Genomic DNA, 24,118 nt, shown 5'->3' with positions numbered 1-24,118 from the left:
TTTTGATTTGACTGAATTTTGAAGTCAGCTCGTGGTCCGGTTCCGGGCCAAAGGTGGGTTCTTGGCGAAGTAGGCTTCAATGCCCCGCATCAAGGCATCAGCCAGCTGATTTTGGTAATCCTCGCTGTTGAGCTTGGTCTCTTCCGTGGGGTTGCTGATGAAAGCAGCTTCCACCAGTACGCTGGGGATGTCCGGTGCCTTCAGTACCGCAAACGACGCCTGCTCCACACGGGGTTTATGCAGCTTACCCACCCGCTTGATTTCGCCCAGCAGGTTGCCGCCCAGCTTCAGGCTATCGTTGATCTGGGCCGTGGTGCTCATGTCCAGCAGGGCACGCTGCACGGTCACATCCTTGGCTTTGACGTTGAGGCCACCAATCAGGTCCGCCTTGTTTTCTTTGGCTGCCATCCAGCGTGCGGCGCTACTGGATGCGCCGCCTTGGCTGAGCGCGAACACGCTGGCCCCTTGCGGGTCCGGGGTAAAGAAAGCATCTGCGTGGATGCTGATGAACAGGTCTGCCTGCACCCTGCGGGCTTTTTGGACGCGGGTGCCCAGCGGGACAAAAAAGTCGGCATCGCGCGTCAGGAAAGCGCGCATGGCGTTGCCGTTGACGCTGGCGGCGTTGATGCGCTCGCGCAGCAGATGCGCCAACTTGAGCACCACATCTTTTTCTTTGGTGCCGCCCGGGCCTATGGCACCGGGGTCCTCGCCCCCATGGCCGGGATCCAGGGCAATGATGATGAGCCGGTCGGTGGTGGTACCTGCTGTCGGCGAGTTGGAGTCTTTTGGGTTGCTTGCGCCCGTGGAATCTGCGCGGGTAGCTCCTGTTTTTGTAGCGTCTTGCGCTTTGGTGCCGGTGGTTCCACTCGAGTTAGTGCCTGGCCCATTTGCGGCGGGGCGCTGGCTGTGCTGCGCAATCAGCAGTTCCAGCGGGTCCTGGGCTGCAGCTTTGGCGGCCTGCGCAGCCTTGCTCTCAACCGCCCGGTCAGCAATCAGCGCTTCGAGCGGGTCGATTTCGGCGACAGGGTACAAATCCAGCACCAGCCGGTGCTGATAGGCCGCCACAGGTGCGAGGCTGAAGACCTGTGGGCGGATAGGGTGCTTGAGGTCGACTACCAAGCGAACGATGTCGGGGGTGAACTGACCTACCCGGATGCCGGCGATGTTGGGATCATCAGGTTTGACCTTGGCCACCAGCTCTTTGAGTGCGGGGTTCAGGGTGATGCCTTGAATGTCCACGGCCAGCCGGGGCGGGCTGGGCACAAACAACTGCTTGGCGCTCAGCGCGGTATCCGACTCGATGGTCACCCGCGAATACTCGGGAGCCGGCCAGACCCGCACAGTCATGATGGCCGCACCCTTGGCAATCTCGGCCGCGCCCAGTGTGAGCACCAGGCCACCCGCTTGCAGCAGGGTACGGCGCTTCACGCGCGGGCCTCCAGCGCGCTGCGCACCAGCGCCTGGCCAAGAGGCGTGCCGGGCGTGAGAGTGACCTCGCGGCGGTTATCGTCCAGCGTGCGCATGTGCAGGGCCACGTCGGCCACGGGCAGCACGCTGGCGGCCTTGTCCGGCCACTCGGCCAGCTTGAGGCCGGGGCTGGCAAAGATGTCGCGAAAGCCCGCTTCTTCCCACTCGCGCGGGTCGTTGAAGCGGTAGAAGTCGAAGTGCCAGATGTTCAGGGCGGGCAGCTCGTAGGGCTCCACCACCGCATAGGTCGGGCTCTTGATGCGGCCGGTCACGCCCAGCGCCTGCAACAGGTGGCGCACCAGCGTAGTTTTACCTGCCCCCAGGTCGCCATGTAGCGCGATGAAGGCATGGGTCAGTTCGGGCTGTGTCGCCCATTGCGCAGCAAAGGCGGCGGTGGCAGCTTCATCTGCCCACACCAGCACAGGGGCGGAGTCAGCGCTTTCTACAATGGGGTCGTGATGATCAACAGCACTCAAATCAAGGCTCAATTCGATGGCGACCACGTGGTCGCCTTGATGCAGGGCTGGGCCCGGGAACTTGGATTCTCCCAAATTGGCGTGGCCGGTGTGGATTTGTCCTCTGCGGAGGCCGGTTTATTGGCGTGGTTGTCGCACGGTTTCCACGGTGAGATGGGCTACATGGCCCACCACGGCCTCAAACGCGCTCGCCCCGCCGAGCTGGTGCCCGGCACGGTGAGCGTGATCACCACCCGCATGGACTACCTGCCCATGGGCACGAACGACGGATGGGCGGATGTGGAGTTGGCCCGCCTGCAGCGTCCGCAAGAGGGCATTGTGTCGCTTTATGCCCGCGGGCGGGACTACCACAAGGTGCTGCGTAACCGCCTGCAAAAGCTTGCCGAACAACTCTCCGCCCACATGGGCCCTTTGGGCTACCGCGTGTTCACGGATAGCGCCCCGGTGCTGGAGGCCGAGCTGGCCGCGCGCAGCGGCCAAGGCTGGCGCGGCAAGCACACCTTGCTGCTCAACCGCGAGGCCGGCTCCATGTTCTTTCTGGGTGAAATTTATGTGGACGTGGACCTGCCTGCCACGGCGCCCACCGAGGCCCACTGTGGCAGCTGCAATGCCTGCATCACAGCCTGCCCCACCCAGGCCATCATCGCGCCGCACCGCTTGGATGCCCGGCGTTGCATCTCTTACCTCACCATTGAGCACGACGGGCCTATTCCGTTGGAGCTGCGCCCGCTGATCGGCAACCGCATTTACGGCTGCGACGATTGCCAGCTGGTCTGCCCCTGGAACAAGTTTGCGCGACGCAGTAGCCTGCCGGATTTTGATGCCCGTGAGGGGCTGGCTGGCGAAGCGCTTGCAACTCTGCTCGACTGGACAGCAGACACGTTTTTGAAGCGCACGGAAGGCAGCCCCATACGCCGTATCGGCCATGTGCGCTGGTTGCGCAATGTGGCTGTTGCCATGGGCAACGCCTTGCGTTCAGAGCGCTTGGGGGACATTGAGCGCGATACGCTGGTCCGGTCCTTGCAACGCCGCATCCATCATCCCGACCCGCTGGTGCAAGAGCACGTTCAGTGGGCCTTGCAAGCCTTTCAACCTGTTTCACCTGATTGAGATTCCGCCATGTCTGATTACGACTTGTTGATCATCGACCCCCAGAACGACTTTTTGGACATTGAGGGTGCGGCTTTGCCGGTGCACGGTGCAAATGCAGACATGCACCGGCTCGCAGACTGGCTGACCCAGCACGCAGAGCGAGTTCGCCACATCACCGTAACCCTCGATTCGCACGCCAGTGTGGGTGTGGAGCGCACCACTTTCTGGCAGCAGGCGGATGGCGGTGATGTGGCTCCATTCACACTGATCACAGCCGAACAGGTTCAGCAGGGTGTATACCGTCCGAGGCACGCTGCGTTAACAGATGAGGTGCTGAGTTATCTGCAGGCTTTGGAGACGACAGGCCAGCGCCAACTCATCGTCTGGCCGGTGCATTGTGTGCTGGGCACCTGGGGTCACAACATCCACAGTGGATTGAGCGAGGCTATCGCCGCCTGGGAACTGCAGACCGGGCGGGTCTGCCACAAGGTGCTCAAAGGCCAGAACCCGCTGACCGAGCAGTACAGTGCCTTCAAGGCCGAGGTGCCGCGACCGGACGACGAACGTACCTTGCTCAATCGGCCGCTGATGCAGGCGCTGTCTGCGCAAGGCGCTACGCTTTTGGTAGCGGGGGAGGCTTTGAGTCATTGCGTGGCGGCTTCTGTGACGGACCTGATGCAAGAGTTGCCGGTGGAGCGTCTGCGTCAGACGGTGCTCCTCACCGATTGCATGAGTCCCGTCTCCGGCTTTGAGACCGCCGGCGCCGACTTCCTGGAGGGAGCCCGGGCTGCGGGTTTACAGACACGGTCCTTGGTAGAGTTGGCGTAAGCAAACTTGCTGCGCGCTAGCGTCTCAAATCTTCCCAGACGTCCATCGGCGTCCAAGCCGCGGGCATGCGGATATCGACCCCTTGCGTTGCGCCTTGGTTTTGCAGGAAAGCCATGGATGCATCAAAGTCATCCAGTGGTTTGGGCATAGGCTGCATGGGCAAGGTGGAGGGAATCCAGAAATCATCCCAATGGATGGGAATCACGCGCTTGGCCCCGACCGCCACTGCGGTTTCGTTCCAGTAGGCGAGTTTGTGCTCCGCGCTGCGCGGCCCCATGGCACCAATTCCGAGCAGCACCACATCAGCCTTTACGCCTTGCAAGGCGCCCGGCACAAAGCCGGCGGTGCCGGTGATCAGCAACGTGTGTCCATCGTGCTCTACCACCATCGCGTAGCTTTGTCCTTCTTTGTAGTCTGTGGCTCGCACAGGCGGGACCAGGGGGCTCTCGATGACGCCACCTGTGAAGCCGGTGGGCGTGTGCAGGGCAGGGTAGAGCGTCACGGTGAAGCGGCCGAAGCGGTAGGGCTTGCGCAGTTCAGCCAGTTGCATTTGTTTGTCGTCGAGGCCCCAGCCTTTCCCCACCATGAGGGTGGAACTGGAGCCCATCAACACAGCGCCGGTAAGTTTGGCAACTTCGGGCGCATCCATGGCGTGGTCGTAGTGGGAGTGCAGGGGGAAGATTGCTGCCAGCTTGCTGCCCGTGGCTCCAGCCAGCGTGATGCGTGCGCGTTGCAAACCGTCTGCAATCGCCTGTGTGTCAGGTGACACTTTGCGCAGGAAGACGGTCATTTTGTCGGGGCGGGAGAAGAAACCGTCGGTCAACAGAGCTGTCTCACCATCGTCCAGCAAGACAGTTGCGACGCCCAGAAAACTGACTTTGAGAGGAGAGCCGGCCGGAGCGGCCTTCTGCCAAAAAAGGCTTTGAACTGCAGCGAGTCCGGGGGGATGGCTCAGTTGCCACGCCAACGTGGCGGCTGCCGCTATCAGGGTGGCGGGAATCAGCCAAAGAAGTTGTCGTTTGCGCATGCGTTCAGTCTATGCGCGCTGCGCCCGGCGGTTAATGATGGTTACGCCGAAGTGCCAGAAATTCGGAAGCACCCTGCAGCATTGCCAGCGTCAAGGCCAGCCATGTTTTGGCGCTGCGGCGCGTGGCCGAGTGGCGCGTTTTCATACTTCGATCAACGCAATGGGGTCCAGCCATTCGTCGTCAAAGAGTTCATCCAACAGTCGTTGCAAGCCCAGCAGTTTGAGGATCATGACAGCTCCCGGTTACGTTTTGCTGAAACGAATTTATGCCCTTTGTGTGACTGTTTGATGGCACTGTGGTGTAAACGATGCAGGCCTTTGAAACGAGTACTCCGCTGTGTAAGCTCAGGCCTTCAGGAGACACTTTTGCTGCATTCCCCCTTGCCGGCCTTGGCAGAACTTGAACGCATTCTTCAGCTCGCAGGTGACCGGGTAGATGTGCGGGTGGCCCACGAAGTCGCGCTCGATGGAGGCACCTTGCCTGTATATGTGATCTCCATGGGTAACCCTGCTCCGGAAGTGCCCGCCGTCGGTTTCTTCGGTGGCGTGCATGGCCTGGAGCGCATCGGCACCGAAGTGGTGTTGGAGTTTCTCAACAGCCTCGTCATGCGCATGGCGTGGGACCACACCTTTCACCAGCAGTTGGAAACCATGCGCATCGTCTTCATGCCCCTGGTCAATCCGGGTGGCATGCAGCGGGGTACCCGCGCCAACCCTGCGGGTGTGGACCTGATGCGCAATGCTCCGCTGGATGCGGTGGAGCCGGTGCCCGCGTGGGTAGGCGGTCAGCGTGTCAGCGCGCGGCTGCCATGGTACCGGGGAGCCGAAGGCCAGGCTATGCAACCGGAGGCTGCCGCCCTGTGTGAAGTCGTGGAGCGGGAGCTCAGCCACCGGGCGTTCAGCATGTCGGTGGACTGCCATTCAGGTTTCGGGGTGAGGGACCGTTTGTGGTTTCCGTATGCCCACACGCGACAGCCCATGTCGCACTTGGCGGAAATGTACGTGCTGCAACGCATGTACCGCCAGAGCTACACCCATCACCCCTATGTGTTCGAGCCCCAAAGCCTGCAGTACCTCACCCATGGAGACCTGTGGGACCATTTGCACACGCGACTTGCAGACCCAGTGCAACAGGTGTTTTTGCCACTGACGTTGGAGATGGGTTCCTGGCTATGGATCAAGAAGAACCCGCGCCAGATCTTCAGCCGATACGGCATCTTCAATCCATTGATAGGGCATCGCCAGCAGCGGGTGCTACGCCGGCATGTGACCCTGCTGGACTTTCTGGCTCGTGCTGCTTGCAGTGCCTCTAGCTGGTTGCCTAAGGGGAGCTATCGCCATGCCACGCATGCCGAAGCCTTACAACTCTGGTACGAGTAAATCCAGTCTAAATGGCTCGCAACACGCCCAGGGCAAAGGGAAGGCTCACCACCCCGAGCAGGGTTGATAGGGTGACCAACCCGGCGACATAAGCACCGTCGTAACCCATGCGTGCGGCGAGCACATAGCAGCTGGATGCTGTGGGTAGCGCGGAGAAAGCGAGAAGCATGGTGGTTTGTGTGGTGTCCAGTGCAAACAAACGGGACACCAACAGTGCGATCACCGGGGTAATCAGGTGACGGATCGTCAACACGGATACTGCGAGGGTCTTGGCCCGCGCCAGAGCGCCGAATTGCATGCCTGCACCTGCGGCCATCAATCCCATGGCCAAAGATGCAGCACCCAGACGGGTGACAGTGGGTTCCAACCACACCGGCATGCGAAAGCCGGCGAGGTTGCTGATCAGTCCGGCGACCGTAGCAACTATGAGGGGGTTGCGCACCAGTTCACCCAAAAAGCCACGCTGAGCGTGACGGGCCATGGGCCAGACGGCGGCGACGTTAAAAAGGGGAACGCAGACACCGATCAGTACCGCGATCAGTTGCAACCCCTGTGGACCTGCAAGACGTTCTGCAATGGCTAAACCGATGAAAGAATTGAATCGGAATGCAATTTGGGCACTGGCCGCATGGTCGGGGCCAGGGATGTAGCGCTTCAAGAAAGGGGTGTGGGGCAACAGGTAAGCCAGTGCAATACCGGCAAAGCCCAAGGTCCAGCCGGCAGCCATCAGTTTGGAGGCCAGTTGCAAATCCAGCGGGCTTTTCACAATGGAGTGAAACAGCAGCACCGGAAACAACAGGTAGTACACCAGAGCCTCTACCTTTTCCCAAAGCGGGCGGTTGAGCTGGGTAAACCGGCACACCAGATATCCGAGAAGAATGAGCGAAAAATCGGGGAAAAGGAGCTGAGCGTAGTTCACACCAAGAGGATACCAGCCGCCTAATGGTTCTACCGCATAGACCGGTTGAGTGGCCCCGCATTACCATTGCCCTATGGCGTGCCGGGTAGGTATGCTTCCACCCTGACTGAGGAGTATCAAAAGATGTACCGTAGAGTGTTGCTGGCGTGTGGTCTTGTGGCTGTTTCTGGAGCAGTCATGGCGCAGGGTTATCCCAACAAGGTGATCAAACTCCAGGTGCCTTTTGCGCCGGGCGGGACGACGGACATTGTGGCGCGCATCATTGCGGACCCATTGGGCAAAGTGCTTGGGCAAAGTGTGATCGTGGAAAACAAGGCAGGCGGAGGTGGCGTCGTTGGTGCTAACGAAACCGCAAAGTCAGCCCCGGATGGCTATTCGCTGGGGGTGGCAACGGTATCTACAGTGGCGGCCAATCCCGCCATCAATCCTAAAAATCCGTACAACCCTTTGACGGATTTCACCCCTATCATCAATGTGGCGGCAACACCTAATGTGATTGCGGTGCACCCTAGTTTCCCCGCCAAAGACTACAAGTCCTTTTTGGAAGAAATCAAGAAGAACCCGGGCAAGTACTCTTATTCCTCGTCAGGCACGGGCGGTATCGGCCACATGCAGACCGAATTGTTCAAAAATCTGACCGGTTCATTTATTACCCATATTCCTTACCGCGGCGCCGGCCCGGCACTCAATGACACCGTGGGTGGACAGGTTCCGATGATTTTCGATAACCTGCCCTCCGCGCTCCCATTCATCACCTCAAACCGCTTGATTCCCATTGTGGTGGCTGCTCCGCAGCGCCTGAGCCAAATGCCCAATGTGCCCACTTTCAAGGAAGTCGGGCTGGAACCGGTAAACCGCATGGCCTTTTACGGTATTTACGGCCCCAAGGGATTGCCCAAAGAGGTGGTGGACAAGGTGAATGCTGGTGTGCGCAAAGTGTTGGAAGACCCCGCTGTGCGCAAGCGCATCGAGGATACCGGCTCGCTGGTCGTCGGAAATACGCCTGAGCAATTCACCGCGCAGATCAAGGCAGAGTATGAGGTTTACAAAAAAGTGGTGGATTCCGCCAAGTTGCGTTTGGACTGATGGAGCCATTTGGTGAGTGACACGGCATCAGTGGATGCATTCATTGATGCCCTGTGGCTGGAGGAGGGGCTCTCCAAAAACACGTTGCAGGCTTACCGGCGTGACCTGACCCTTTTTGCGGGACATTTGACACCAAAGCCCTTGTATGGCGCTCAGGAGCATGACCTGCAAGCTTATTTCGCGGCACGGCATGCCGAGACGAAAGCCACAACCGCAAATCGCCGGCTGACGGTTCTCAAACGGTTCTTTCGTTGGGCATTGCGGGAAGGGCACATCGCCCAAGATCCGACCTTGAAGTTGCAAGCCGCCAAACAAGCCCTGCGCGTACCCAAGACCTTGACGGAGGCACAGGTTGAAGCGCTGTTGAATGCTCCAGACACCAACGAGGCCTTGGGTATTCGGGATAAAGCCATGTTGGAGCTCCTCTACGCCAGCGGCCTGCGCGTGAGTGAATTGGTGACTTTGAGGATGGTGCAACTGGGCCTGAACGAAGGCGTGTTGCGGGTGACCGGCAAAGGTTCCAAAGAGCGCTTGGTGCCCTTTGGCGAAGTCGCCGGCCTCTGGCTGAGTCGCTATCTGGCTGGTCCCCGGGCGGAGTTGCTTGCCGCTAAGCAAAGCGCAGATGTTTTTGTGACAGTGCGGGGCTCCAAATCCGGTACAGCCATGTCTCGCATCATGTTCTGGGGTCTGGTCAAGCGCTACGCTCTGCAGGCCGGTATTCGGGTGCCGCTGTCACCGCACACCCTGCGCCATGCTTTTGCGACGCACCTTTTGAACCATGGAGCAGACTTGCGTTCGGTGCAGATGCTTCTGGGGCATGCTGATATCTCTACGACCACCATTTACACACACATTGCCCGGGACCGCTTGGCCTCGCTGCACGCACAGCACCATCCGAGGGGCTAACTCCGTCGCTTATTCTTGCCCTAGCGTTTCCGCCCAAGCCAACGCTTGGAGATGGGCCCAATTAATTTGCTTTTCGGTCAATTGCAATGCCTGGGCCGCTTTGGCGAAAGCTTCATCGTCACCGTTCTCACAGGCCAGTGTGAGCTTTAAGTAGTCGGCTAACGGACCTGTTTGGTAAAGCAAGGCATGGGTTACGGAGTTGGGCAAGGACAGGTTTGCCAGAGCTGCAGGCATCGGCATGCCCAGCAAGCTGTCCAGCAAGGAGAAGACACCGATGACAAATGCATGATCGCATTCCTCGGGGGGCAAAGCTTCGGCGGCAAGCAATTCCATCAGTCGGCCACGAACCACAGCGGTAGTGCCCACCGCCGGTGCCACGCCGCCACCAGTCGAGGTCGTCATCAACAGAGCCGCCCATTTGAAGAGCTTTTTGAGCCCCAGCAGCATCACCGCGTGTTTGAAGGATGTGACTTCGGTCCGCAAGCCGAATCCCGCTGAATTGATGAATCTCAACAGGTTGAAGGACAGGGTCGGATCTCGCTTGAGGACTTCTTCAATCTCTGCTGTACTGGCTTGCTTGCGAACGAGATTGATGAGCTGGAGGATGGCGGCCTGGCTGGGGCGCAGTGTTTGGCCTTCGATGATGGTTGGTTGTGCGAACCAGTAACCCTGAAACAGGCCTACACCCAAGTCCTTGAGTTGCTTGTACTGGATTTCAGTTTCAACTTTCTCTGCAATCAACTTGGCTTTGGTCTTGACTTGCGCAAGTTGAACAAAAGACGCCAGTGAAGGTGGCTTGAGAATGCTGACATCAAACTTGATATAGGAAGCGAAAGGCAACCAGTCTTCGTACGAGCGGGTCAACACCGAATAGTCGAACGCCAGCTTGAAGCCCCGTGCATGGATGGCTTGCAAGGTGGGAAGACGCAAGGCGATCAGCTCCACTTGCGAGGCGGGCAAGGAAGGAATTTCCAGCACTACATGTTCCGGCGCCACGAGGTCCAAGTGGCCCCCTGCAAGGCTATCGTGCGTGCAATTGACGAACAGCAGCGTTTTGCCGATCAGCGTCTCCCCTTCGGCCAACGACAGCAAATTGAAGAGCATCTGCGCATCGGAGGAGGCGGTGTGTGCGTCAGCTTTGACACTTCGGTCAAATAGCTCATACCCCATGATGGAGCCCGAGTCATTGACGATGGCTTGCCGGGCCATCGAGATAGCGGACGAGGTGGGTTCCGGAGTTTGTGGGTGATCGGTGGACATCAGTGAATCGCTAATCCGGTGGATGAGGTTGCCTCAGGTCATTCTAGGTTGAATGGGCGGCAATCTCCTTGAGACCAGCGTCAGAATCCAGCTTCTCCAACTCTTGGGGGCTGAAGCCGGCAGCCAGTCTGGCGGCGTAGTTAAAGGGCGGCTTGGGCCGGGGAGCCGCGTATTGAATCGCGGCCAAGGCATAAAACGCAGCAGGGTCTAACTCATGCCGGGCACACAGCCAGTGGTACCAGCGATTCCCTGCGGCGACATGTCCCACTTCCTCGGTGAGGATGACTTGCAGGATCGCTTGAGCCTCCAATGCTGCTGGACTGCCAACTTTGGTGAGCTTGGCTTGAATCAGGGGTGTTGCATCCAGCCCGCGCGCTTCCATGGTTCGAGGCACCAAGGCCATGCGGGCAACGATATCGTCAGCTGTGTTGGCGCACATCGTCCACAGCCCTGTGTGGGCAGGAAAGTCGCCGTAGCGATAGCCTTGTGTACTCAGGTGTTCCTCGAGCAGCATGAAGTGCTTGGCTTCTTCAGTGGCAACCAACAGCCAGTCCCTGTAGAAAGCTTCAGGCATTCCGGCGTAGCGCCACACGCAATCCAGTGCCAGATCAATGGCGTTGAACTCAATATGGGCGATGGAGTGCATCAAGGCAGCGTGACCTGCAGCAGTAAAAGGGGAGCGCCGGGGCACCTCTTTAGGCTCAACCAAGATAGGCAGGTCAGGCCGGCCCGGGCCGGCATCATGAAAAAGAAGCCGTTCGCAGTCGAGCTTTCCCTCTTTCAACAAAGGTCCAATGGCCAAAGTTGCCTCCACCTTGCTGCGGGGTGATGAGGTCTTGAAGGCTGACAAAGCCCGTTCTCGGAGTTCCATCTTTACAATTCTAGTTTTGACGGCCTGAGGGACAGCGATGGCAGTGTTTGAATTGGATGGTGTGGCTCCTAAATTGGATGTGGGGGCTTGGGTAGCTGATAGCGCTGAAGTGATGGGCGCTGTTGAAATCGGCACAGATGCCAGCATATGGTTTGGAGCAGTCGTTCGTGGCGATACCGAGACCATCCGGATCGGAGCCGGTACCAATATCCAAGACGCGAGTGTGTTGCATGCGGATATCGGCAAGCCGTTGACGATTGGCGAGAACGTGACGGTGGGGCATCAGGTCATGCTCCATGGATGCACCATTGGTGATGGTTCCTTGATTGGAATCGGTGCCATCGTCCTGAATGGCGCACGTATCGGCAAGGGGTGCCTGGTCGGTGCCGGCGCGCTGGTGACCGAGGGCAAGGAGTTTCCGGATGGCAGCATGATCATCGGCAGCCCGGCCAAAGCGGTGCGGGAGTTGACCGAGGAACAGAAGCAAGGCTTGCTTGCCAGTGCGCGTCACTATGTGGCCAACGCTCATCGATTCAGGTCAGGCCTCAAAAAGATCGCCTAATTTTCGCCCCGAAAGGGGCCTATTTTTTTGGAGAGTGTGCATGTCAGAGTTGCACAAGTTTTTGTTCGATGGGTTGCCGGTGCGTGGTGCGATTGTCCGCTTGACGGATTCCTGGCAGGAAATTTTGCGCCGACGTGCATCTAATTCCGAGCATGGTCCCTACCCGGCAGAGGTTCAGTCTCTCCTAGGTGAAATTACAGCCGCAGCAGCTTTGATGCAATCGAATATCAAGTTCGATGGTGCATTGGTGCTACAGATTTTTGGCGATGGACCGGTCAAGTTGGCGGTCACCGAAGTGCAGCCTGATTTCAGTCTCCGGTCTACTGCCACGGTGGTGGGCGAAGTGCCGAATGGCACCCCCTTGAGCCAGATGGTAAACGCCACCAACAAGGGCCGATGTGCGATTACGCTGGACCCCAAGACGAAGTTCCCGGGGCAACAACCCTATCAAGGTGTAGTTCCCTTGTTTGACGACGCAGGTGCTCCTTTGGAGCGTATCAGTGAGGTTCTGGAGCATTACATGCTTCAGAGTGAGCAGTTGGACACTACATTGGTGCTGGCGGCCGACGACAAAGTAGCAGCTGGATTGCTGATTCAGCGCCTTCCCTTGGAGGGGGCGGGGAACCTGGCGGGTAGCATGGTTTCGCGAGAAAACGAAGACCAGATTGGTCTGAATGAGCACTACAACCGCATCGCCATACTGGCCAAAAGTCTGAAAGCCGAAGAGCTATTGCAGCTCGACGTGGATACCGTGCTGCGCCGCTTGTACTGGGAAGAGCCGTTAACCCGTTTCGAACCACTCATGGGCGAGACAGGGCCGAAATTTCAATGCAACTGCAGCCGCGAGCGTGTTGGAAAAATGATCGTCAGCCTAGGTCGAGAAGAGGCCGAGAGCATTCTGACGGAACGCAGCGACATTGAAGTGGGATGCGAATTTTGTGGCGTGCAGTACCGGTTTGACCCTGTAGATGCAGCCCAGTTGTTTACGGACGCGGTCCTGCTGCAACAGGGCAATTCAGGGACGCACTAACGGACTGTGAGCTCGCGGAAAAGGCTGTGCTCGCAACGGGCGTCCGAGCATTTTTCACATCGGGCCATCCAGCGGTTGTAGGTCTCTGAATCCGCGTTAGAGCTGAATTGTGATGGCATGATCAAAGCAAGTGCCGCCCGGGTGCGCTGTCCGCCGCTCCCATAGACCATTGAGTAAGCTATTCCATGGTCCCTGAGCACTGCCTGCAGCCTCAGATGGATGGCTTGTTGCCCGTGAGGGCTGTCTCGAAAAAAGCTGTCCGCGACCCATGGTAGGTCCGTAGCGGTCACCAATACGTGATGAAAGCTCCGTAGATCCTCAATGCCGAAGGGGTAGAGGCCGGGGTCTTGAAAGAGTATGTCGCTGTAAATGGCAGTCATGAGTGCGGTGGTGTCGGCAATCACCGTGGCACTTTGCAAAGCATCAATGCGCTGAGTTTGCGTCCGCGCAATGACTGCCTGCTCGTGAGGCTGAGGCGTGCGCATCATGGTGGCACACCACTCCCGCAAATACTCATCAACGACGACGACATCGCTGCCTGCTTCACGCATGCTTGCCGCCAACGCGTGGCACAGGGTGCTCTTGCCAGTTGATTCCGCACCCAGAATCGCGATTTTCATCGGATGCTCAGGCTCTAGCGGGCGATCTGAACGTAAATTTCGTTCGCCTTCACCATTCCCAGTTCGGAGCGTGCTTTCTCTTCCACGATTTCCAGGCCCTCTTTCAGGTCATGGATTTCAGCTTCCAGACGCTCGTTGGCCTGCGAAGCTTGGGCATTCCGTTGCTTTTGCTCTTCCAGTTGCCTAGTTAGTTTGGAAACATTCGGAATGCTTCCACGACCGAACCACAGCTGTCCGTGCAGGATCAGCAGTAGTGCGATGAGCACGGCAGGGACCCAACGGTTACCCATGGCAGTGGTTCGGTCAGTGGAGGTTAACGCAGGTTATAGAACGCAGCGCGGCCGGGATACACGGCCACATCACCCAAGTCTTCTTCGATGCGGAGCAACTGGTTGTATTTGGCCATGCGGTCAGAGCGGCTCAGGGATCCGGTCTTGATCTGGCCTGCATTCGTGCCCACAGCGATGTCGGAGATGGTGGAGTCTTCGGTTTCGCCGGAGCGGTGGCTGATCACTGCGGTGTAGCCGGCGCGCTTGGCCATTTCGATCGCAGCAAATGTCTCGGACAAAGTGCCGATCTGGTTGATCTTGATCAGGATGGAATTGGCAATGCCCTTGTCGATGCCTTCTTTCAGGATCTTGGTGTTGGTCACGAACAAGTCATCACCGACGATCTGAACCTTCTTGCCCAAGCGGTCGGTCAGGACTTTCCAGCCGTCCCAGTCACCTTCGGCCATGCCGTCTTCAATGCTGATGATGGGGTATTTGTCTACCCATGTGGCGAGCATGTCTGTCCATTCCTGGGCGGTCAGGCTCAGGCCTTCACCTTCGAGCTCATACTTGCCATCTTTGTAAAACTCGGAAGCTGCGCAGTCCAGACCCAGGGCAATTTGCTCGCCGGCCACATAGCCGGCTTTGTCGATCGCTTCCAGAATCATCAGGATCGCGGCTTCGTGGTTTTCCACGTTGGGGGCAAAGCCACCTTCGTCGCCGACGGCTGTGCTGATACCCTTGTCGTGCAGGATCTTCTTCAGGGCGTGGAACACTTCAGCACCCCAGCGCAAGGCTTCGCGGAAGCTGGGTGCGCCCACGGGGATGATCATCAACTCTTGCAGGTCGAGGTTGTTGTTGGCGTGCTCGCCGCCGTTCATGACGTTCATCATGGGTACGGGCATCTGCACGCTGCCCATGCCACCAAAGTAGCGGTACAAAGGCAGACCAGCTTCTTCGGCTGCAGCACGGGCCACGGCCATGGACACGGCCAACATGGCGTTGGCGCCAAGGCGGGACTTGTTCTCGGTGCCGTCCAAGTCAATCAATGTCTTGTCCAGGAATGCTTGCTCGGAAGCGTCCAAGCCCAACACGGCTTCAGAGATTTCGGTGTTGATGTGCTCAACGGCCTTCAACACGCCCTTTCCGAGGTAGCGCTTCTTGTCGCCATCACGCAGTTCAATGGCTTCACGGGAACCGGTGGATGCGCCCGAAGGCACGGCTGCACGGCCCATGGTGCCGGATTCCAGCAACACGTCGCATTCAACGGTAGGGTTGCCACGGGAGTCCAGAATTTCGCGGCCGACGATGTCAACAATAGCGCTCATTAGTTTCTTTCCAGTTCAAAAACACACAAACAAAAAACGTCAGATTCCATCATGCAGCCGTTCACTGGAAATCATCTTCCAGGAATGGGGTTTTTTTGGTTACGGAATCCAGCGCCACCAAAGTTTCCAACAATGTTCTCATGTGACGCAGCGGGACGGCATTCGGACCATCCGACCAAGCGTCCACTGGCCGGGGGTGGGTTTCCATAAAGAGGCCGGCCACACCTGCTGCCACTCCGGCACGGGCCAACACAGGCACCATTTCGCGCGCACCACCACTGCTGCCACCCAAACCACCCGGCTTTTGTACCGAATGCGTCACATCGAATACCACTGGGGCACCTGATTTGCGCATTTCAGCCAGGCTGGTCATGTCGGCAACCAGATTGTTGTAGCCAAAACTCACACCACGTTCACAAGCCAGAAAACGGTCCGGAGTAAGGCCGGCTTCTGTTGCAGCCGCGCGTGCCTTGTCAATCACGTTCTTCATGTCCCAAGGCGCGAGGAACTGCCCCTTCTTGATGTTTACGGGCTTGCCGCTTTGCGCGACTGCACGGATGAAGTCCGTCTGGCGGCAGAGGAAAGCGGGGGTTTGCAACACGTCCACCACGCTTGCGACTTCGGCTACATGCGACTCGTCATGCACATCGGTCAGGATAGGCACTTGGAGTTGGCGCCGCACTTCGTCCAAAATTTTTAGACCGGCGTCTATACCAACGCCGCGCTTGCTGGTGCCCGAGGAGCGGTTGGCCTTGTCAAAGGACCCTTTGTAGATCAAGGGAATGCCCAAGGCAGTGCAAGCCTCTTTCAACTGGCCTGCCACCTCTAAGGACATTTCCAGTCCTTCGATGGAACAAGTGCCAGCAATCAGGAAAAAGCGTTGATCCAAACCAACGTCGAAGCCACACAGTTTCATCAGGCGACTGCTTTCAGGTTCTTGCCACCGTTCTGATGTTCAACAGCTGCCTTGATAAAGGCATTGAACAGCGGATGGCCATCCCAAGGAGTGGACTTGAACTCAGGGTGAAATTGCACGCCCACAAACCAAGGGTGAACGCTCTCGGGCAACTCAACGATTTCAGTCAGTTGTTCGCGTTGAGTCAGGGCGGAGATGACCAATCCTGATGCCCGCAGAGCATCCAGGTAGTTGACGTTGGCCTCGTAGCGATGGCGGTGACGCTCTGTCACCACATCGCCGTAAATTCGGTGTGCGAGTGTGTCTTTCGCGACGTCCGAGCTTTGGGCGCCCAAGCGCATGGTGCCGCCGAGGTCGGAGTTGGCATCTCGCGTTTTGATGGTGCCGTCCGCGTCTTTCCACTCGGTGATCAATGCGATCACGGGATTCGGGCTCTCCGGCTCAAATTCGGTGCTGTTGGCATCCTTCAAACCGGCCACGTGGCGGGCGAATTCGATGGTCGCGACTTGCATGCCCAAGCAGATGCCAAGGTAGGGCACTTTGCTTTCACGGGCAAAGCGTGCGGTACTGATCTTGCCTTCAATGCCGCGCTTGCCGAAGCCACCGGGCACCAGAATCGCATCGTACTTGGCCAGCTGATTCACGCTGGCGCTGTCGATGGTTTCAGAGTCCACGTGTTCGATCTTGACGCGCACATGGTTCTTCATGCCGGCGTGGCGCAGGGCTTCGTTGACCGACTTGTAGCTGTCGGTCAGGTCCACATATTTGCCGACCATGGCGATCGTGACCTCGCCCTGAGGGTGTTCGGTCTCGTAGACCAAGTCATCCCAACGCTTGAGGTTGGCGGGTGGCGTGTTCAGGCGCAGTTTGTCGCAGATCAGGCCGTCCAGGCCTTGCTCGTGCAGCATGCGGGGCACTTTGTAGATCGTGTCCACATCCCACATGGAGATCACGCCCCACTCAGGCACGTTGGAAAACAAAGATATTTTGGCGCGCTCTTCGTCGGGAATCGGACGGTCTGCGCGGCAAAGCAAAGCATCCGCCTGAATACCAATTTCGCGCAATTGCTTGGCCGTGTGTTGAGTGGGCTTGGTCTTGAGTTCGCCGGCAGCGGCAATCCAAGGCAAATAGCTCAGGTGCACAAAGGCGCTGTTGTTGGGGCCGAGCTTGAGGCTCATCTGGCGTACGGCTTCAAGGAAGGGGAGCGATTCGATATCCCCCACAGTTCCACCGATTTCGACAATCGCCACGTCTACTGCATCGGCCTCGCCGAAGCGTGCACCACGCTTGACGAACTCCTGGATTTCATTGGTGACGTGGGGAATGACCTGTACGGTCTTGCCCAAGTAGTCACCACGGCGCTCTTTGTCGAGCACGCTCTTGTAGATTTGGCCAGTGGTGAAGTTGTTGGTTTTGCGCATGCGCGTTTCAATGAAACGCTCATAGTGTCCGAGGTCGAGGTCGGTCTCAGCGCCGTCGTCGGTGACAAACACCTCGCCGTGCTGCAGGGGCGACATGGTCCCGGGGTCAACGTTGAGGTAGGGGTCCAGCTTGATGAGGGTGACTGTCAGGCCCCGCGATTCCAGGATCGCAGCAAGGGAGGCTGAGGCGATTCCCTTTCCAAGGGAAGACACCACACCGCCGGTGACGAAGACAAATTTGGTCATGTCAGGGGCGAACCTGAGGGTTCGATGAGGTGGTAAAGCGAGATTATAGGCGTCTGCTACATTGCGGCGGTCTGCGGTGGCACCATCGTGCTTGCCGTCATCACGAAATGAGTACGACATGGACCTTTCCGGTAAGCACATTGTTCTGGGTTTGACAGGTGGAATAGCCTGCTACAAAGCAGCCGAGCTCTGCCGCGCATTGATCAAGCAAGGCGCTACGGTGCAGGTGGTCATGACAGAAGCAGCCGCGCAATTCATCACGCCCGTCACGATGCAGGCCCTGAGTAATCGCACGGTGTACGACTCCCAGTGGGATGCGCGTGAGCGGAACAACATGCCGCATATCAACCTGAGTCGGGAAGCTGATGCCATTCTGATCGCGCCCTGCAGCGCCGATTTCATGGCCAAGTTGTTGCACGGTCGCGCAGACGATCTTTTAAGCCTGATGTGCCTTGCGCGCCCCATCGAAACGGTGCCCCTGCTGATTGCACCTGCCATGAACCGCGAGATGTGGGCCCACCCAGCGACTCAGCGCAATCTATCCCAGTTGCGCGCAGATGGCACCCATGTGTTGGGTGTTGGGAACGGTGACCAGGCCTGCGGCGAGACGGGCGACGGACGCATGTTGGAGCCCGAAGAGCTGCTGCTAGAAGTCATTGCATTTTTCCAGCCCAAGTTGCTTGCGGGGCAGAGAGTGGTGGTCACTGCTGGTCCTACCTTTGAAGCGATTGACCCTGTGCGTGGAATCACCAACCTTTCCAGCGGAAAGATGGGCTTTGCGATTGCACGTGCCGCGCAGGAGGCGGGAGCGGAAGTGACCTTGATCGCCGGTCCGGTGTCTTTACCTACACCACGAGGTGTCGCCCGTATGGATGTGAAATCTGCATTAAATATGCATGCAGCGACCATGGAATGTGCGCGGGCAGCTACTGTTTTTATAGCAACGGCGGCGGTGGCGGATTGGCGTCCCGCGACTGCGGCAGATCAAAAGCTCAAAAAGGACGGCAGCGGCGCGACCCCGCAGCTGGAGTTTGTGGAGAATCCGGACATCCTGGCAGAAGCGGCATCCAGCCCGCGTGCGATCGAGGGGAAGCTATTCTGCGTGGGTTTCGCGGCCGAAAGCCATGATCTTTTGGCTCATGCGACAGCCAAGCGGCTCCGTAAAAAAGTGCCCCTGTTGGTGGGCAATATCGGGCCCGCAACCTTCGGACAAGACGACAATGCCCTGCTGTTGGTGGACGCCCAATGCGCTACCGAACTCCCCCGCGATACCAAGCTTCAACTCGCGCGCCAATTGATGGCCGAAATCGCCAAGCGCTTGCATTCCCATTGAAAGAATTTCATGAAAATCGACGTCAAGATCATTGATCCCCGCCTGACCAACAATCTGCCCACCTACGCCACGCCGGGCAGCGCTGGGCTGGACCTGCGCGCTTGCCTGGATGCGCCCCTCAACTTGGCGCCCAATGCGTGGCAACTGGTGCCCACCGGCATGGCGATCTACCTCGAAGACCCAGCTTACGCCGCTTTGATCCTGCCGCGCTCCGGCTTGGGGCACAAACATGGCATTGTGTTGGGCAACTTGGTGGGTCTGATCGACAGCGATTACCAGGGGCAGCTGATGGTGAGTGCCTGGAACCGCAGTGAGGTCCCGTTCACTATCGAGCCGATGGAGCGGATCGCACAGTTGATGATCGTTCCCGTGGTCCAAGCCCAATTCAATGTTGTCACCGAGTTCCCCGCGTCACAACGCGGGGAGGGTGGCTACGGCTCTACCGGAAAAGCTTGATCGGCTCAGTGCAGGTGTCCGCTCCCGGGCCCTTGCTCGTGCAAGGGTTGTATGCGGAAAAAACCAGTACCGAGGGTGCCGGAGCCGATTTCTTCCTCCGTCGCTTCGCGCACTGACTCCACCTTCATCTGGATGCGAATCGCAATGCCAGCTAGAGGGTGATTGCCGTCCAGCACCACATGCTCTGGGTAGATGTCGGTGATGGTGTAGAGCGCTTCTTTGGGCGCGTCCGGGTTGCAGCCTTCAGGTAAAGCATAGCCTTCCATGGTCAGGCCCTCTTGCAAGTCTGCCGGGAACAGGGTGCGTGGCTCGAGAAAGATCAGCTGGTCATTGAAGTCGCCAAACGCCTGATCCGGTTCAATTTGTAATTGGACCTTGTCGCCAGCCACATGGCCTTGCAAGGCGGCTTCAATCGAGGGCAGCAAGTCACTGCCGCCCAACAAAAACTCGACCGGCTCGTCCAAAACGTCCAGCTCTTCGCCCAAAGTGTCTTTCAGCGTCCATGTCAGGGCAACGACGCATTGTGTGGTGATTTCCATAGGCGAGAATTGTCCCATGAACATTCAAACTCCTCTCCAGCTGCTGGGCGGCATCAGCCCGGAAACCTTCATGCAACGCTATTGGCACAAAAAGCCTTTGGTGATCCGGCAGGCCATTCCCGGGTTTGCGCCTTTGTTGGAACGCATCGAGTTGTTGGAGATGGCGGCACAAGAAGACGTGGAATCGCGTCTGGTGGTGCAGGATGCTTCGGGCAAAGGCGCAGGATGGAAGTTCAAGCACGGACCGTTTGCACGCAAAGCCTTGCCACCTTTTAAGCAAGCAGGCTGGACCTTGCTGGTGCAGGGCGTGGACATGCATGACGAACGGGTGCACAGCTTGATCAACCAATTCCGCTTCGTGCCGGACGCGCGCCTCGACGACCTCATGATCAGCTATGCCACTGACCAGGGCGGCGTGGGCCCTCACTTTGACAGCTACGACGTGTTTCTCTTGCAGGCGCATGGGCGGCGCCGCTGGCGCATCGGTCGCCAGAAAGACTTGTCCCTGAAGCCGGACATGCCCCTCAAAATTCTTGCCAACTTTGAGCCTGAAGAGGAGTTTGTGCTCGAGCCCGGCGACATGCTGTATCTCCCGCCGAAATATGCCCACGACGGTATCGCCGAAGGCGAGTGCATGACTTATTCCATCGGCTTCCGTTCCCCCTCGCAGTCTGAGTTGGCGCAGGAAGTTTTGCAGCGACTCGCGGAGCAGGCTCTGGATGAGTTGCCAGCGACCTTGTATGCCGATCCCAAGCAATCAGCAGTAAAAGCGCATGCGGCTCTACCTGCAACCATGCTGGAGTTCGCCCAGTCCGCGGTGCACGCCGCTCTCAAAGACCCCAAGGCAGTTGCACGTGCTTTGGGAGAGTATCTGAGTGAGCCCAAAGCGAATGTCTGGTTTGATGGAGAGGGCCAGGATGTTGATGGCGCTATCCGCTTGGATCGCCGGACACGCATGCTCTACGACGAGCATCACGTCTTCATCAATGGCGAAAGCTTCAACGCCTCAGGACGGGATGCGCAGTTGATTAAGCGGCTGGCCGATCAGCGTTACTTGGAAGCCAAAGAGGTTCAACGTCTGAGTGAGGGCGCACGGGACCTTGTGCAAGACTGGTGTGATGCGGGCTGGTTACATGTCGACCAATGAGCCTCCTGTGTTGAGCGCTGGCACTTTTTCCGGCCCCACGGAGTTTGCCCAGCGCTTCCGCGATTTCATGGCGGTTGCAGCTGCCCAGAAATGGCCACACATGGTGTGGAGTGATGTCAACTTTGAAGACTGGCCTTTGCGTGAAAAGGCGGTCGTTGAGGCCTTGAATGCTTGGGCCGGGCCGGGTCGCAAACTCACCATGCTCGCTAAGCGTTACAACCAAGTCACGCTGCTCCATCCCCGTTTTGTTCAATGGCGTGGTACCTGGAGCCACCTAGTGGATTGCCGTGTGGTGAAGCATCTGGACGACAGTGAAATGCCCAGTGCATTGGTGGGGCCTGAGTGGTTTTTGCATAGACGCGAACTCACCCGATCTATCGGCGTATTCGGTAACGAGCCTCGCGTGCGTGTCGAATTAACAGAACTGTTAGACGAGTGCAGACGCCAAAGCTCGCCCGGATTTCCTGCAACAACATTGGGTCTCTAGGGCTTCAAGAGGGTTTACCCGAATGCACTGTTTTGGGTCTTGTATAATTTCAAGCTCTGGTGGAAAGAGACCGAATGCTTTTCGTCAGGGCTGGGTGGCTTGCCATCCAGACAATTTCCGGAAATTGTTTCGTTAACTCACTGAAGTCTTTAAAAATGAACAAGTCTCTCGTTTTGGCAGCTTTGATCGCTGCTGCCGCCCTGGCTGCTTGCGGTAAAAAAGAAGAAGCTGCTCCTGCTGCCGCTCCTGCTGCTGTTGAAGCTCCTGCCGCCGCTGCTTCCGCTCCTGCTGCTGACGCATCTGCTCCTGCTGCTCCCGCAGCTGCTGCTTCCGAGCCAGCCAAGCAGTAATCTGCTTGCAGACGAAAAAAAACCACCGCAAGGTGGTTTTTTTTCGTCCCCGCATCACCCGCCAAGGTGATGTAAAAATTTACTTGATGTCGTCCGCAATCACTTTGACGATGCGTTGAGCTGTTGCAGAGCTCTCTGCATTGCCATCGGCATCCAGTACGCTGACGGTGGATTTCTCCCCCACGCTGCGCACTGCAATGCGGTACTTGGTAGCTTCATTGGCTTTTTTGGAGCCACTGAACATTTTGCTAAAGAATCCAGGCTCGGAGTTCTCTGAGGTCAGATTCTGGTACCGCACAAAGTAGATGCCTTGTTTGCGATCCCGGTCTTCCACCGTGAAACCAGTCCGATCCAATGCCAGACCCGTGCGGCGCCATGCGCGGTCGAACCCTTCTTCCAATTGCACTACGGGTTGCCCATTCACATTGCCCACCACGGCCACGGGTTTCGGAGTGCTGTTCGCAACCAAAGCCTTGGACTGCTCTTGGGAAACTCCCAGTTTCACCATCAGACGGCGGAGAAATTCAGCTTCCAGTTCAGGGTCTGCTGGGCGTGGCTGCCACACTGTCTGGTTGGTGCGGTCAGCCGTGTAAACCTCGGCCATGCCACGGTGGCTAATGAAAATTTCTGTATTTCCATTTGCGTCCCGCTCCAGGCGTGTACGGAACTTGTCCCGTTCCGGGGTGGAGTAGAACGAATCCAGCAGTTTGCCCAAAGAGGCTCGGATGAAGTCTTGTGGAATCTTGGCCCGGTTTTCCGCCCAGTCGGTTTCCATGATGCCCAGCTTGTCCTGGTCCATCGCCAGCAAAAATCCGTTTTCCTGCCAGAAGTCCTTGACCGGTTCCCATAGCTTCTCCGCTGGGCGGTTCACAACAAGCCAACGCTGGTTGCCGGCACGCTCAATGCGCACGTCACCCACTGCGACCGCGGCGATTACAGCCTTGGATGTCTCAACCTGCCCCGCTTTGGACGCATTGGCAGATACTGCGCCGCCCACTACGGTGTAAGGCGTTTCCTTGCTGAGTTGGGTCAAGTCCGGTGGCACGTCCAGCTTGGGAGCCTTGGCCGCGGATCGGTAATCCACTTTGTCAGTTTCGAGCGCAGAACAGGCCCCAAGGGCCAAGGTCGCGCCTAGCAAAATCACTTTAGAAATGGAATTCACGGATTTCCTCAAAAAAGGGTCAGGAGCTCAGATCAGTCCGGCGGACTGCAGGGCACGCTCAAGAACCGGTTGGCTCGCGTCCGTCAAAGGCGTCAAGGGCAAACGTAACGCAGGCTTGCTCAGGCCCATGCGCGACACAGCCCATTTCACCGGGATCGGGTTGGACTCAACGAATAGAGCCTTGTGCACGGGCAAAAGTTTCATTTGAATTTCCATGGCGCGGGCCACATCGCCGGCAATAGCTGCCACACACAACTCATGCATGAGGCGGGGCGCCACGTTCGCAGTGACGCTCACATTGCCATGTCCACCGCACAGCATCAATGCCACCGCAGTCGGGTCATCACCGCTGTAGATGGAGAACTCTTTGGGGGCGTCCTTGATCAACCATTGCGCCCGTTCGATATTGCCGGTGGCCTCCTTGATGCCCACAATGCCTGGCACCTGTGTCAAACGCAACACAGTATCGTGGGCCATATCGGCCACGGAGCGCCCGGGTACGTTGTAGAGCACGATAGGCAAATCGCCGGTGGCTTCAGCAATGGCCTTGAAGTGCTGGTATTGGCCCTCTTGCGTAGGCTTGTTGTAGTAAGGCACGACTTGCAGTTGGCAATCGGCGCCCACCTGTTTTGCAAATTTCGCCAAGGCGATTGCCTCGCGGGTGGAGTTGCCGCCGCAACCTGCCATGATCGGTACGCGCCCCGCGGATTGCTCGACGGACACGCGGATGATTTCGCAATGTTCTTCAACACTGACAGTGGGGGATTCACCCGTCGTACCCACCACGCCGATGCAGTCGGTGCCTTCGGCGATATGCCAATCGATGAGTTTGCGCAGCGCGGGGTAATCCACGGAGCCGTCATCAAGCATCGGAGTGATAAGGGCTACGATGCTGCCCCGGATTGGACCTTTAGAAGCGTTCATGTCGAGTGTTGAATCA

26 protein-coding genes are annotated in these 24,118 nt (G+C 58.0%); 12 read left to right on the top strand and 14 right to left on the bottom strand.

Annotated features, from left to right (window positions below; all coding sequences use genetic code 11):
• Nucleotides 1–24 precede the first annotated feature (24 nt).
• The gene (locus tag AEP_RS05660; RefSeq protein ID WP_232459941.1) at nt 25–1,428 is read right to left on the bottom strand and encodes an N-acetylmuramoyl-L-alanine amidase; all 1,404 of its coding nucleotides are present in this window, start codon (nt 1,426–1,428) and stop codon (nt 25–27) included.
• Nucleotides 1,425–1,943: a tRNA (adenosine(37)-N6)-threonylcarbamoyltransferase complex ATPase subunit type 1 TsaE gene (gene tsaE, locus AEP_RS05655; protein ID WP_087494484.1), complete on the bottom strand. Its 519-nt coding sequence runs from the start codon at nt 1,941–1,943 to the stop codon at nt 1,425–1,427. Before tsaE ends, AEP_RS05660 begins: the two co-directional genes overlap by 4 nt.
• Before the next feature lie 39 nt (nt 1,944–1,982).
• On the opposite strand from tsaE, the gene queG reads away from it, so the two are divergent.
• Nucleotides 1,983–3,053 carry a tRNA epoxyqueuosine(34) reductase QueG gene (gene queG, locus AEP_RS05650; protein ID WP_087497201.1) on the top strand — a complete coding sequence of 357 codons (1,071 nt, stop codon included), beginning with the start codon at nt 1,983–1,985 and terminating at the stop codon, nt 3,051–3,053.
• Between the two features lie 9 nt (nt 3,054–3,062).
• Nucleotides 3,063–3,863 (top strand): isochorismatase family protein, encoded by an 801-nt coding sequence (locus AEP_RS05645; protein ID WP_087494483.1) that lies wholly within the window; start codon nt 3,063–3,065, stop codon nt 3,861–3,863.
• 16 nt (nt 3,864–3,879) lie between these two features.
• Here the strand turns inward: AEP_RS05645 and AEP_RS05640 are convergent, their stop codons facing one another.
• Nucleotides 3,880–4,890, bottom strand: a complete 1,011-nt coding sequence (locus tag AEP_RS05640; protein ID WP_087494482.1) for an MBL fold metallo-hydrolase — start codon at nt 4,888–4,890, stop codon at nt 3,880–3,882.
• A 366-nt stretch (nt 4,891–5,256) separates the two neighbouring features.
• On the opposite strand from AEP_RS05640, the gene AEP_RS05635 reads away from it, so the two are divergent.
• A complete protein-coding gene (locus AEP_RS05635) occupies nt 5,257–6,270 on the top strand; it encodes a M14 family zinc carboxypeptidase (protein ID WP_232459940.1) in 1,014 nt (337 codons plus the stop codon).
• Nucleotides 6,271–6,277: 7 nt separating this feature from the next.
• Here the strand turns inward: AEP_RS05635 and AEP_RS05630 are convergent, their stop codons facing one another.
• Nucleotides 6,278–7,189, bottom strand: coding sequence for an AEC family transporter (locus AEP_RS05630; protein ID WP_087494480.1), 912 nt, complete (start codon nt 7,187–7,189; stop codon nt 6,278–6,280).
• Nucleotides 7,190–7,312: 123 nt separating this feature from the next.
• On the opposite strand from AEP_RS05630, the gene AEP_RS05625 reads away from it, so the two are divergent.
• Nucleotides 7,313–8,275 carry a tripartite tricarboxylate transporter substrate binding protein BugE gene (locus tag AEP_RS05625; RefSeq protein WP_087494479.1) on the top strand — a complete coding sequence of 321 codons (963 nt, stop codon included), beginning with the start codon at nt 7,313–7,315 and terminating at the stop codon, nt 8,273–8,275.
• A 9-nt stretch (nt 8,276–8,284) separates the two neighbouring features.
• On the top strand, nt 8,285–9,181 hold the full coding sequence (gene xerD / locus AEP_RS05620) for a site-specific tyrosine recombinase XerD (protein WP_087494478.1): 897 nt from the start codon (nt 8,285–8,287) through the stop codon (nt 9,179–9,181).
• Nucleotides 9,182–9,190: 9 nt separating this feature from the next.
• On the opposite strand, the gene AEP_RS05615 is transcribed toward xerD, so the two are convergent.
• Together AEP_RS05615 and AEP_RS05610 are read right to left on the bottom strand one after the other, a co-directional pair.
• Nucleotides 9,191–10,441: an EAL and HDOD domain-containing protein gene (locus AEP_RS05615; protein WP_087494477.1), complete on the bottom strand. Its 1,251-nt coding sequence runs from the start codon at nt 10,439–10,441 to the stop codon at nt 9,191–9,193.
• A gap of 43 nt (nt 10,442–10,484) precedes the next feature.
• Nucleotides 10,485–11,312, bottom strand: coding sequence for a ferritin-like domain-containing protein (locus tag AEP_RS05610; RefSeq protein ID WP_087494476.1), 828 nt, complete (start codon nt 11,310–11,312; stop codon nt 10,485–10,487).
• Nucleotides 11,313–11,349: 37 nt separating this feature from the next.
• Here AEP_RS05610 and AEP_RS05605 point away from each other — a divergent pair, with 37 nt between their 5' ends.
• Together AEP_RS05605 and hslO are read left to right on the top strand one after the other, a co-directional pair.
• Nucleotides 11,350–11,874 (top strand): gamma carbonic anhydrase family protein, encoded by a 525-nt coding sequence (locus tag AEP_RS05605; RefSeq protein ID WP_087494475.1) that lies wholly within the window; start codon nt 11,350–11,352, stop codon nt 11,872–11,874.
• Between the two features lie 40 nt (nt 11,875–11,914).
• On the top strand, nt 11,915–12,904 hold the full coding sequence (gene hslO, locus AEP_RS05600; protein ID WP_087494474.1) for an Hsp33 family molecular chaperone HslO: 990 nt from the start codon (nt 11,915–11,917) through the stop codon (nt 12,902–12,904).
• On the opposite strand, the gene AEP_RS05595 is transcribed toward hslO, so the two are convergent.
• The 5 genes from AEP_RS05595 to AEP_RS05575 form a co-directional block, all read right to left on the bottom strand.
• Nucleotides 12,901–13,524, bottom strand: a complete 624-nt coding sequence (locus AEP_RS05595; RefSeq protein ID WP_087494473.1) for an AAA family ATPase — start codon at nt 13,522–13,524, stop codon at nt 12,901–12,903. The two genes, hslO and AEP_RS05595, sit on opposite strands and share 4 nt — an antisense overlap.
• 14 nt (nt 13,525–13,538) lie before the next feature.
• Nucleotides 13,539–13,814: a septum formation initiator family protein gene (locus AEP_RS05590; protein WP_087494472.1), complete on the bottom strand. Its 276-nt coding sequence runs from the start codon at nt 13,812–13,814 to the stop codon at nt 13,539–13,541.
• A gap of 23 nt (nt 13,815–13,837) precedes the next feature.
• Nucleotides 13,838–15,121, bottom strand: coding sequence for a phosphopyruvate hydratase (gene eno / locus AEP_RS05585; RefSeq protein WP_087494471.1), 1,284 nt, complete (start codon nt 15,119–15,121; stop codon nt 13,838–13,840).
• Between the two features lie 61 nt (nt 15,122–15,182).
• The gene (gene kdsA, locus AEP_RS05580; RefSeq protein WP_087494470.1) at nt 15,183–16,037 is read right to left on the bottom strand and encodes a 3-deoxy-8-phosphooctulonate synthase; all 855 of its coding nucleotides are present in this window, start codon (nt 16,035–16,037) and stop codon (nt 15,183–15,185) included.
• Nucleotides 16,037–17,704: a CTP synthase gene (locus tag AEP_RS05575; protein WP_087497200.1), complete on the bottom strand. Its 1,668-nt coding sequence runs from the start codon at nt 17,702–17,704 to the stop codon at nt 16,037–16,039. Before AEP_RS05575 ends, kdsA begins: the two co-directional genes overlap by 1 nt.
• Before the next feature lie 118 nt (nt 17,705–17,822).
• Between AEP_RS05575 and coaBC the strand changes: the two genes are divergently transcribed.
• Entirely contained in the window at nt 17,823–19,037 is a 1,215-nt protein-coding gene (coaBC, locus tag AEP_RS05570; protein ID WP_087494469.1) for a bifunctional phosphopantothenoylcysteine decarboxylase/phosphopantothenate--cysteine ligase CoaBC, read from the top strand.
• Between the two features lie 9 nt (nt 19,038–19,046).
• Nucleotides 19,047–19,493, top strand: coding sequence for a dUTP diphosphatase (dut, locus tag AEP_RS05565; protein WP_087494468.1), 447 nt, complete (start codon nt 19,047–19,049; stop codon nt 19,491–19,493).
• 5 nt (nt 19,494–19,498) lie between these two features.
• On the opposite strand, the gene AEP_RS05560 is transcribed toward dut, so the two are convergent.
• Nucleotides 19,499–20,032, bottom strand: a complete 534-nt coding sequence (locus AEP_RS05560; RefSeq protein WP_087494467.1) for an FKBP-type peptidyl-prolyl cis-trans isomerase — start codon at nt 20,030–20,032, stop codon at nt 19,499–19,501.
• 16 nt (nt 20,033–20,048) lie between these two features.
• Here AEP_RS05560 and AEP_RS05555 point away from each other — a divergent pair, with 16 nt between their 5' ends.
• The 3 genes from AEP_RS05555 to AEP_RS05545 all read left to right on the top strand — a co-directional run bounded on the left by AEP_RS05555 (nt 20,049) and on the right by AEP_RS05545 (nt 22,016).
• Nucleotides 20,049–21,179, top strand: a complete 1,131-nt coding sequence (locus AEP_RS05555) for a cupin domain-containing protein (RefSeq protein WP_087494466.1) — start codon at nt 20,049–20,051, stop codon at nt 21,177–21,179.
• Entirely contained in the window at nt 21,151–21,666 is a 516-nt protein-coding gene (locus AEP_RS05550) for a hypothetical protein (protein WP_232459938.1), read from the top strand. Before AEP_RS05555 ends, AEP_RS05550 begins: the two co-directional genes overlap by 29 nt.
• A 155-nt stretch (nt 21,667–21,821) precedes the next feature.
• On the top strand, nt 21,822–22,016 hold the full coding sequence (locus tag AEP_RS05545; RefSeq protein WP_087494464.1) for a hypothetical protein: 195 nt from the start codon (nt 21,822–21,824) through the stop codon (nt 22,014–22,016).
• A 79-nt stretch (nt 22,017–22,095) separates the two neighbouring features.
• Here the strand turns inward: AEP_RS05545 and bamC are convergent, their stop codons facing one another.
• Both bamC and dapA read right to left on the bottom strand, forming a co-directional pair.
• Nucleotides 22,096–23,178, bottom strand: a complete 1,083-nt coding sequence (bamC, locus tag AEP_RS05540) for an outer membrane protein assembly factor BamC (RefSeq protein ID WP_087494463.1) — start codon at nt 23,176–23,178, stop codon at nt 22,096–22,098.
• A gap of 27 nt (nt 23,179–23,205) precedes the next feature.
• On the bottom strand, nt 23,206–24,102 hold the full coding sequence (dapA, locus tag AEP_RS05535; protein ID WP_087494462.1) for a 4-hydroxy-tetrahydrodipicolinate synthase: 897 nt from the start codon (nt 24,100–24,102) through the stop codon (nt 23,206–23,208).
• Nucleotides 24,103–24,118 lie beyond the last annotated feature (16 nt).

The sequence above is a fragment of the Curvibacter sp. AEP1-3 genome (assembly GCF_002163715.1).
In the GTDB taxonomy this organism is placed as follows: domain Bacteria; phylum Pseudomonadota; class Gammaproteobacteria; order Burkholderiales; family Burkholderiaceae_C; genus Allorhodoferax.
Note: the sequence above shows the minus strand (reverse complement) of the source record. Positions and strands in the feature narration are given on the sequence as shown.

Bases quoted from the DNA above. Each gene is read 5' to 3' on its own strand.
- AEP_RS05640 (WP_087494482.1), bottom strand. From the start codon at position 4,890: ATGCGCAAACGACAACTTCTTTGGCTGATTCCCGCCACCCTGATAGCG.
- AEP_RS05610 (WP_087494476.1), bottom strand. From the start codon at position 11,312: ATGGAACTCCGAGAACGGGCTTTGTCAGCCTTCAAGACCTCATCACCC.
- AEP_RS05615 (WP_087494477.1), bottom strand. From the start codon at position 10,441: ATGTCCACCGATCACCCACAAACTCCGGAACCCACCTCGTCCGCTATC.
- AEP_RS05605 (WP_087494475.1), top strand. From the start codon at position 11,350: ATGGCAGTGTTTGAATTGGATGGTGTGGCTCCTAAATTGGATGTGGGG.
- dapA (WP_087494462.1), bottom strand. From the start codon at position 24,102: ATGAACGCTTCTAAAGGTCCAATCCGGGGCAGCATCGTAGCCCTTATC.
- AEP_RS05575 (WP_087497200.1), bottom strand. From the start codon at position 17,704: ATGACCAAATTTGTCTTCGTCACCGGCGGTGTGGTGTCTTCCCTTGGA.
- AEP_RS05560 (WP_087494467.1), bottom strand. From the start codon at position 20,032: ATGGAAATCACCACACAATGCGTCGTTGCCCTGACATGGACGCTGAAA.
- AEP_RS05550 (WP_232459938.1), top strand. From the start codon at position 21,151: ATGCGGGCTGGTTACATGTCGACCAATGAGCCTCCTGTGTTGAGCGCT.
- AEP_RS05590 (WP_087494472.1), bottom strand. From the start codon at position 13,814: ATGGGTAACCGTTGGGTCCCTGCCGTGCTCATCGCACTACTGCTGATC.
- AEP_RS05555 (WP_087494466.1), top strand. From the start codon at position 20,049: ATGAACATTCAAACTCCTCTCCAGCTGCTGGGCGGCATCAGCCCGGAA.
- AEP_RS05625 (WP_087494479.1), top strand. From the start codon at position 7,313: ATGTACCGTAGAGTGTTGCTGGCGTGTGGTCTTGTGGCTGTTTCTGGA.
- hslO (WP_087494474.1), top strand. From the start codon at position 11,915: ATGTCAGAGTTGCACAAGTTTTTGTTCGATGGGTTGCCGGTGCGTGGT.
- eno (WP_087494471.1), bottom strand. From the start codon at position 15,121: ATGAGCGCTATTGTTGACATCGTCGGCCGCGAAATTCTGGACTCCCGT.
- AEP_RS05545 (WP_087494464.1), top strand. From the start codon at position 21,822: ATGAACAAGTCTCTCGTTTTGGCAGCTTTGATCGCTGCTGCCGCCCTG.
- AEP_RS05645 (WP_087494483.1), top strand. From the start codon at position 3,063: ATGTCTGATTACGACTTGTTGATCATCGACCCCCAGAACGACTTTTTG.
- coaBC (WP_087494469.1), top strand. From the start codon at position 17,823: ATGGACCTTTCCGGTAAGCACATTGTTCTGGGTTTGACAGGTGGAATA.
- dut (WP_087494468.1), top strand. From the start codon at position 19,047: ATGAAAATCGACGTCAAGATCATTGATCCCCGCCTGACCAACAATCTG.
- AEP_RS05595 (WP_087494473.1), bottom strand. From the start codon at position 13,524: ATGAAAATCGCGATTCTGGGTGCGGAATCAACTGGCAAGAGCACCCTG.
- queG (WP_087497201.1), top strand. From the start codon at position 1,983: ATGCAGGGCTGGGCCCGGGAACTTGGATTCTCCCAAATTGGCGTGGCC.
- kdsA (WP_087494470.1), bottom strand. From the start codon at position 16,037: ATGAAACTGTGTGGCTTCGACGTTGGTTTGGATCAACGCTTTTTCCTG.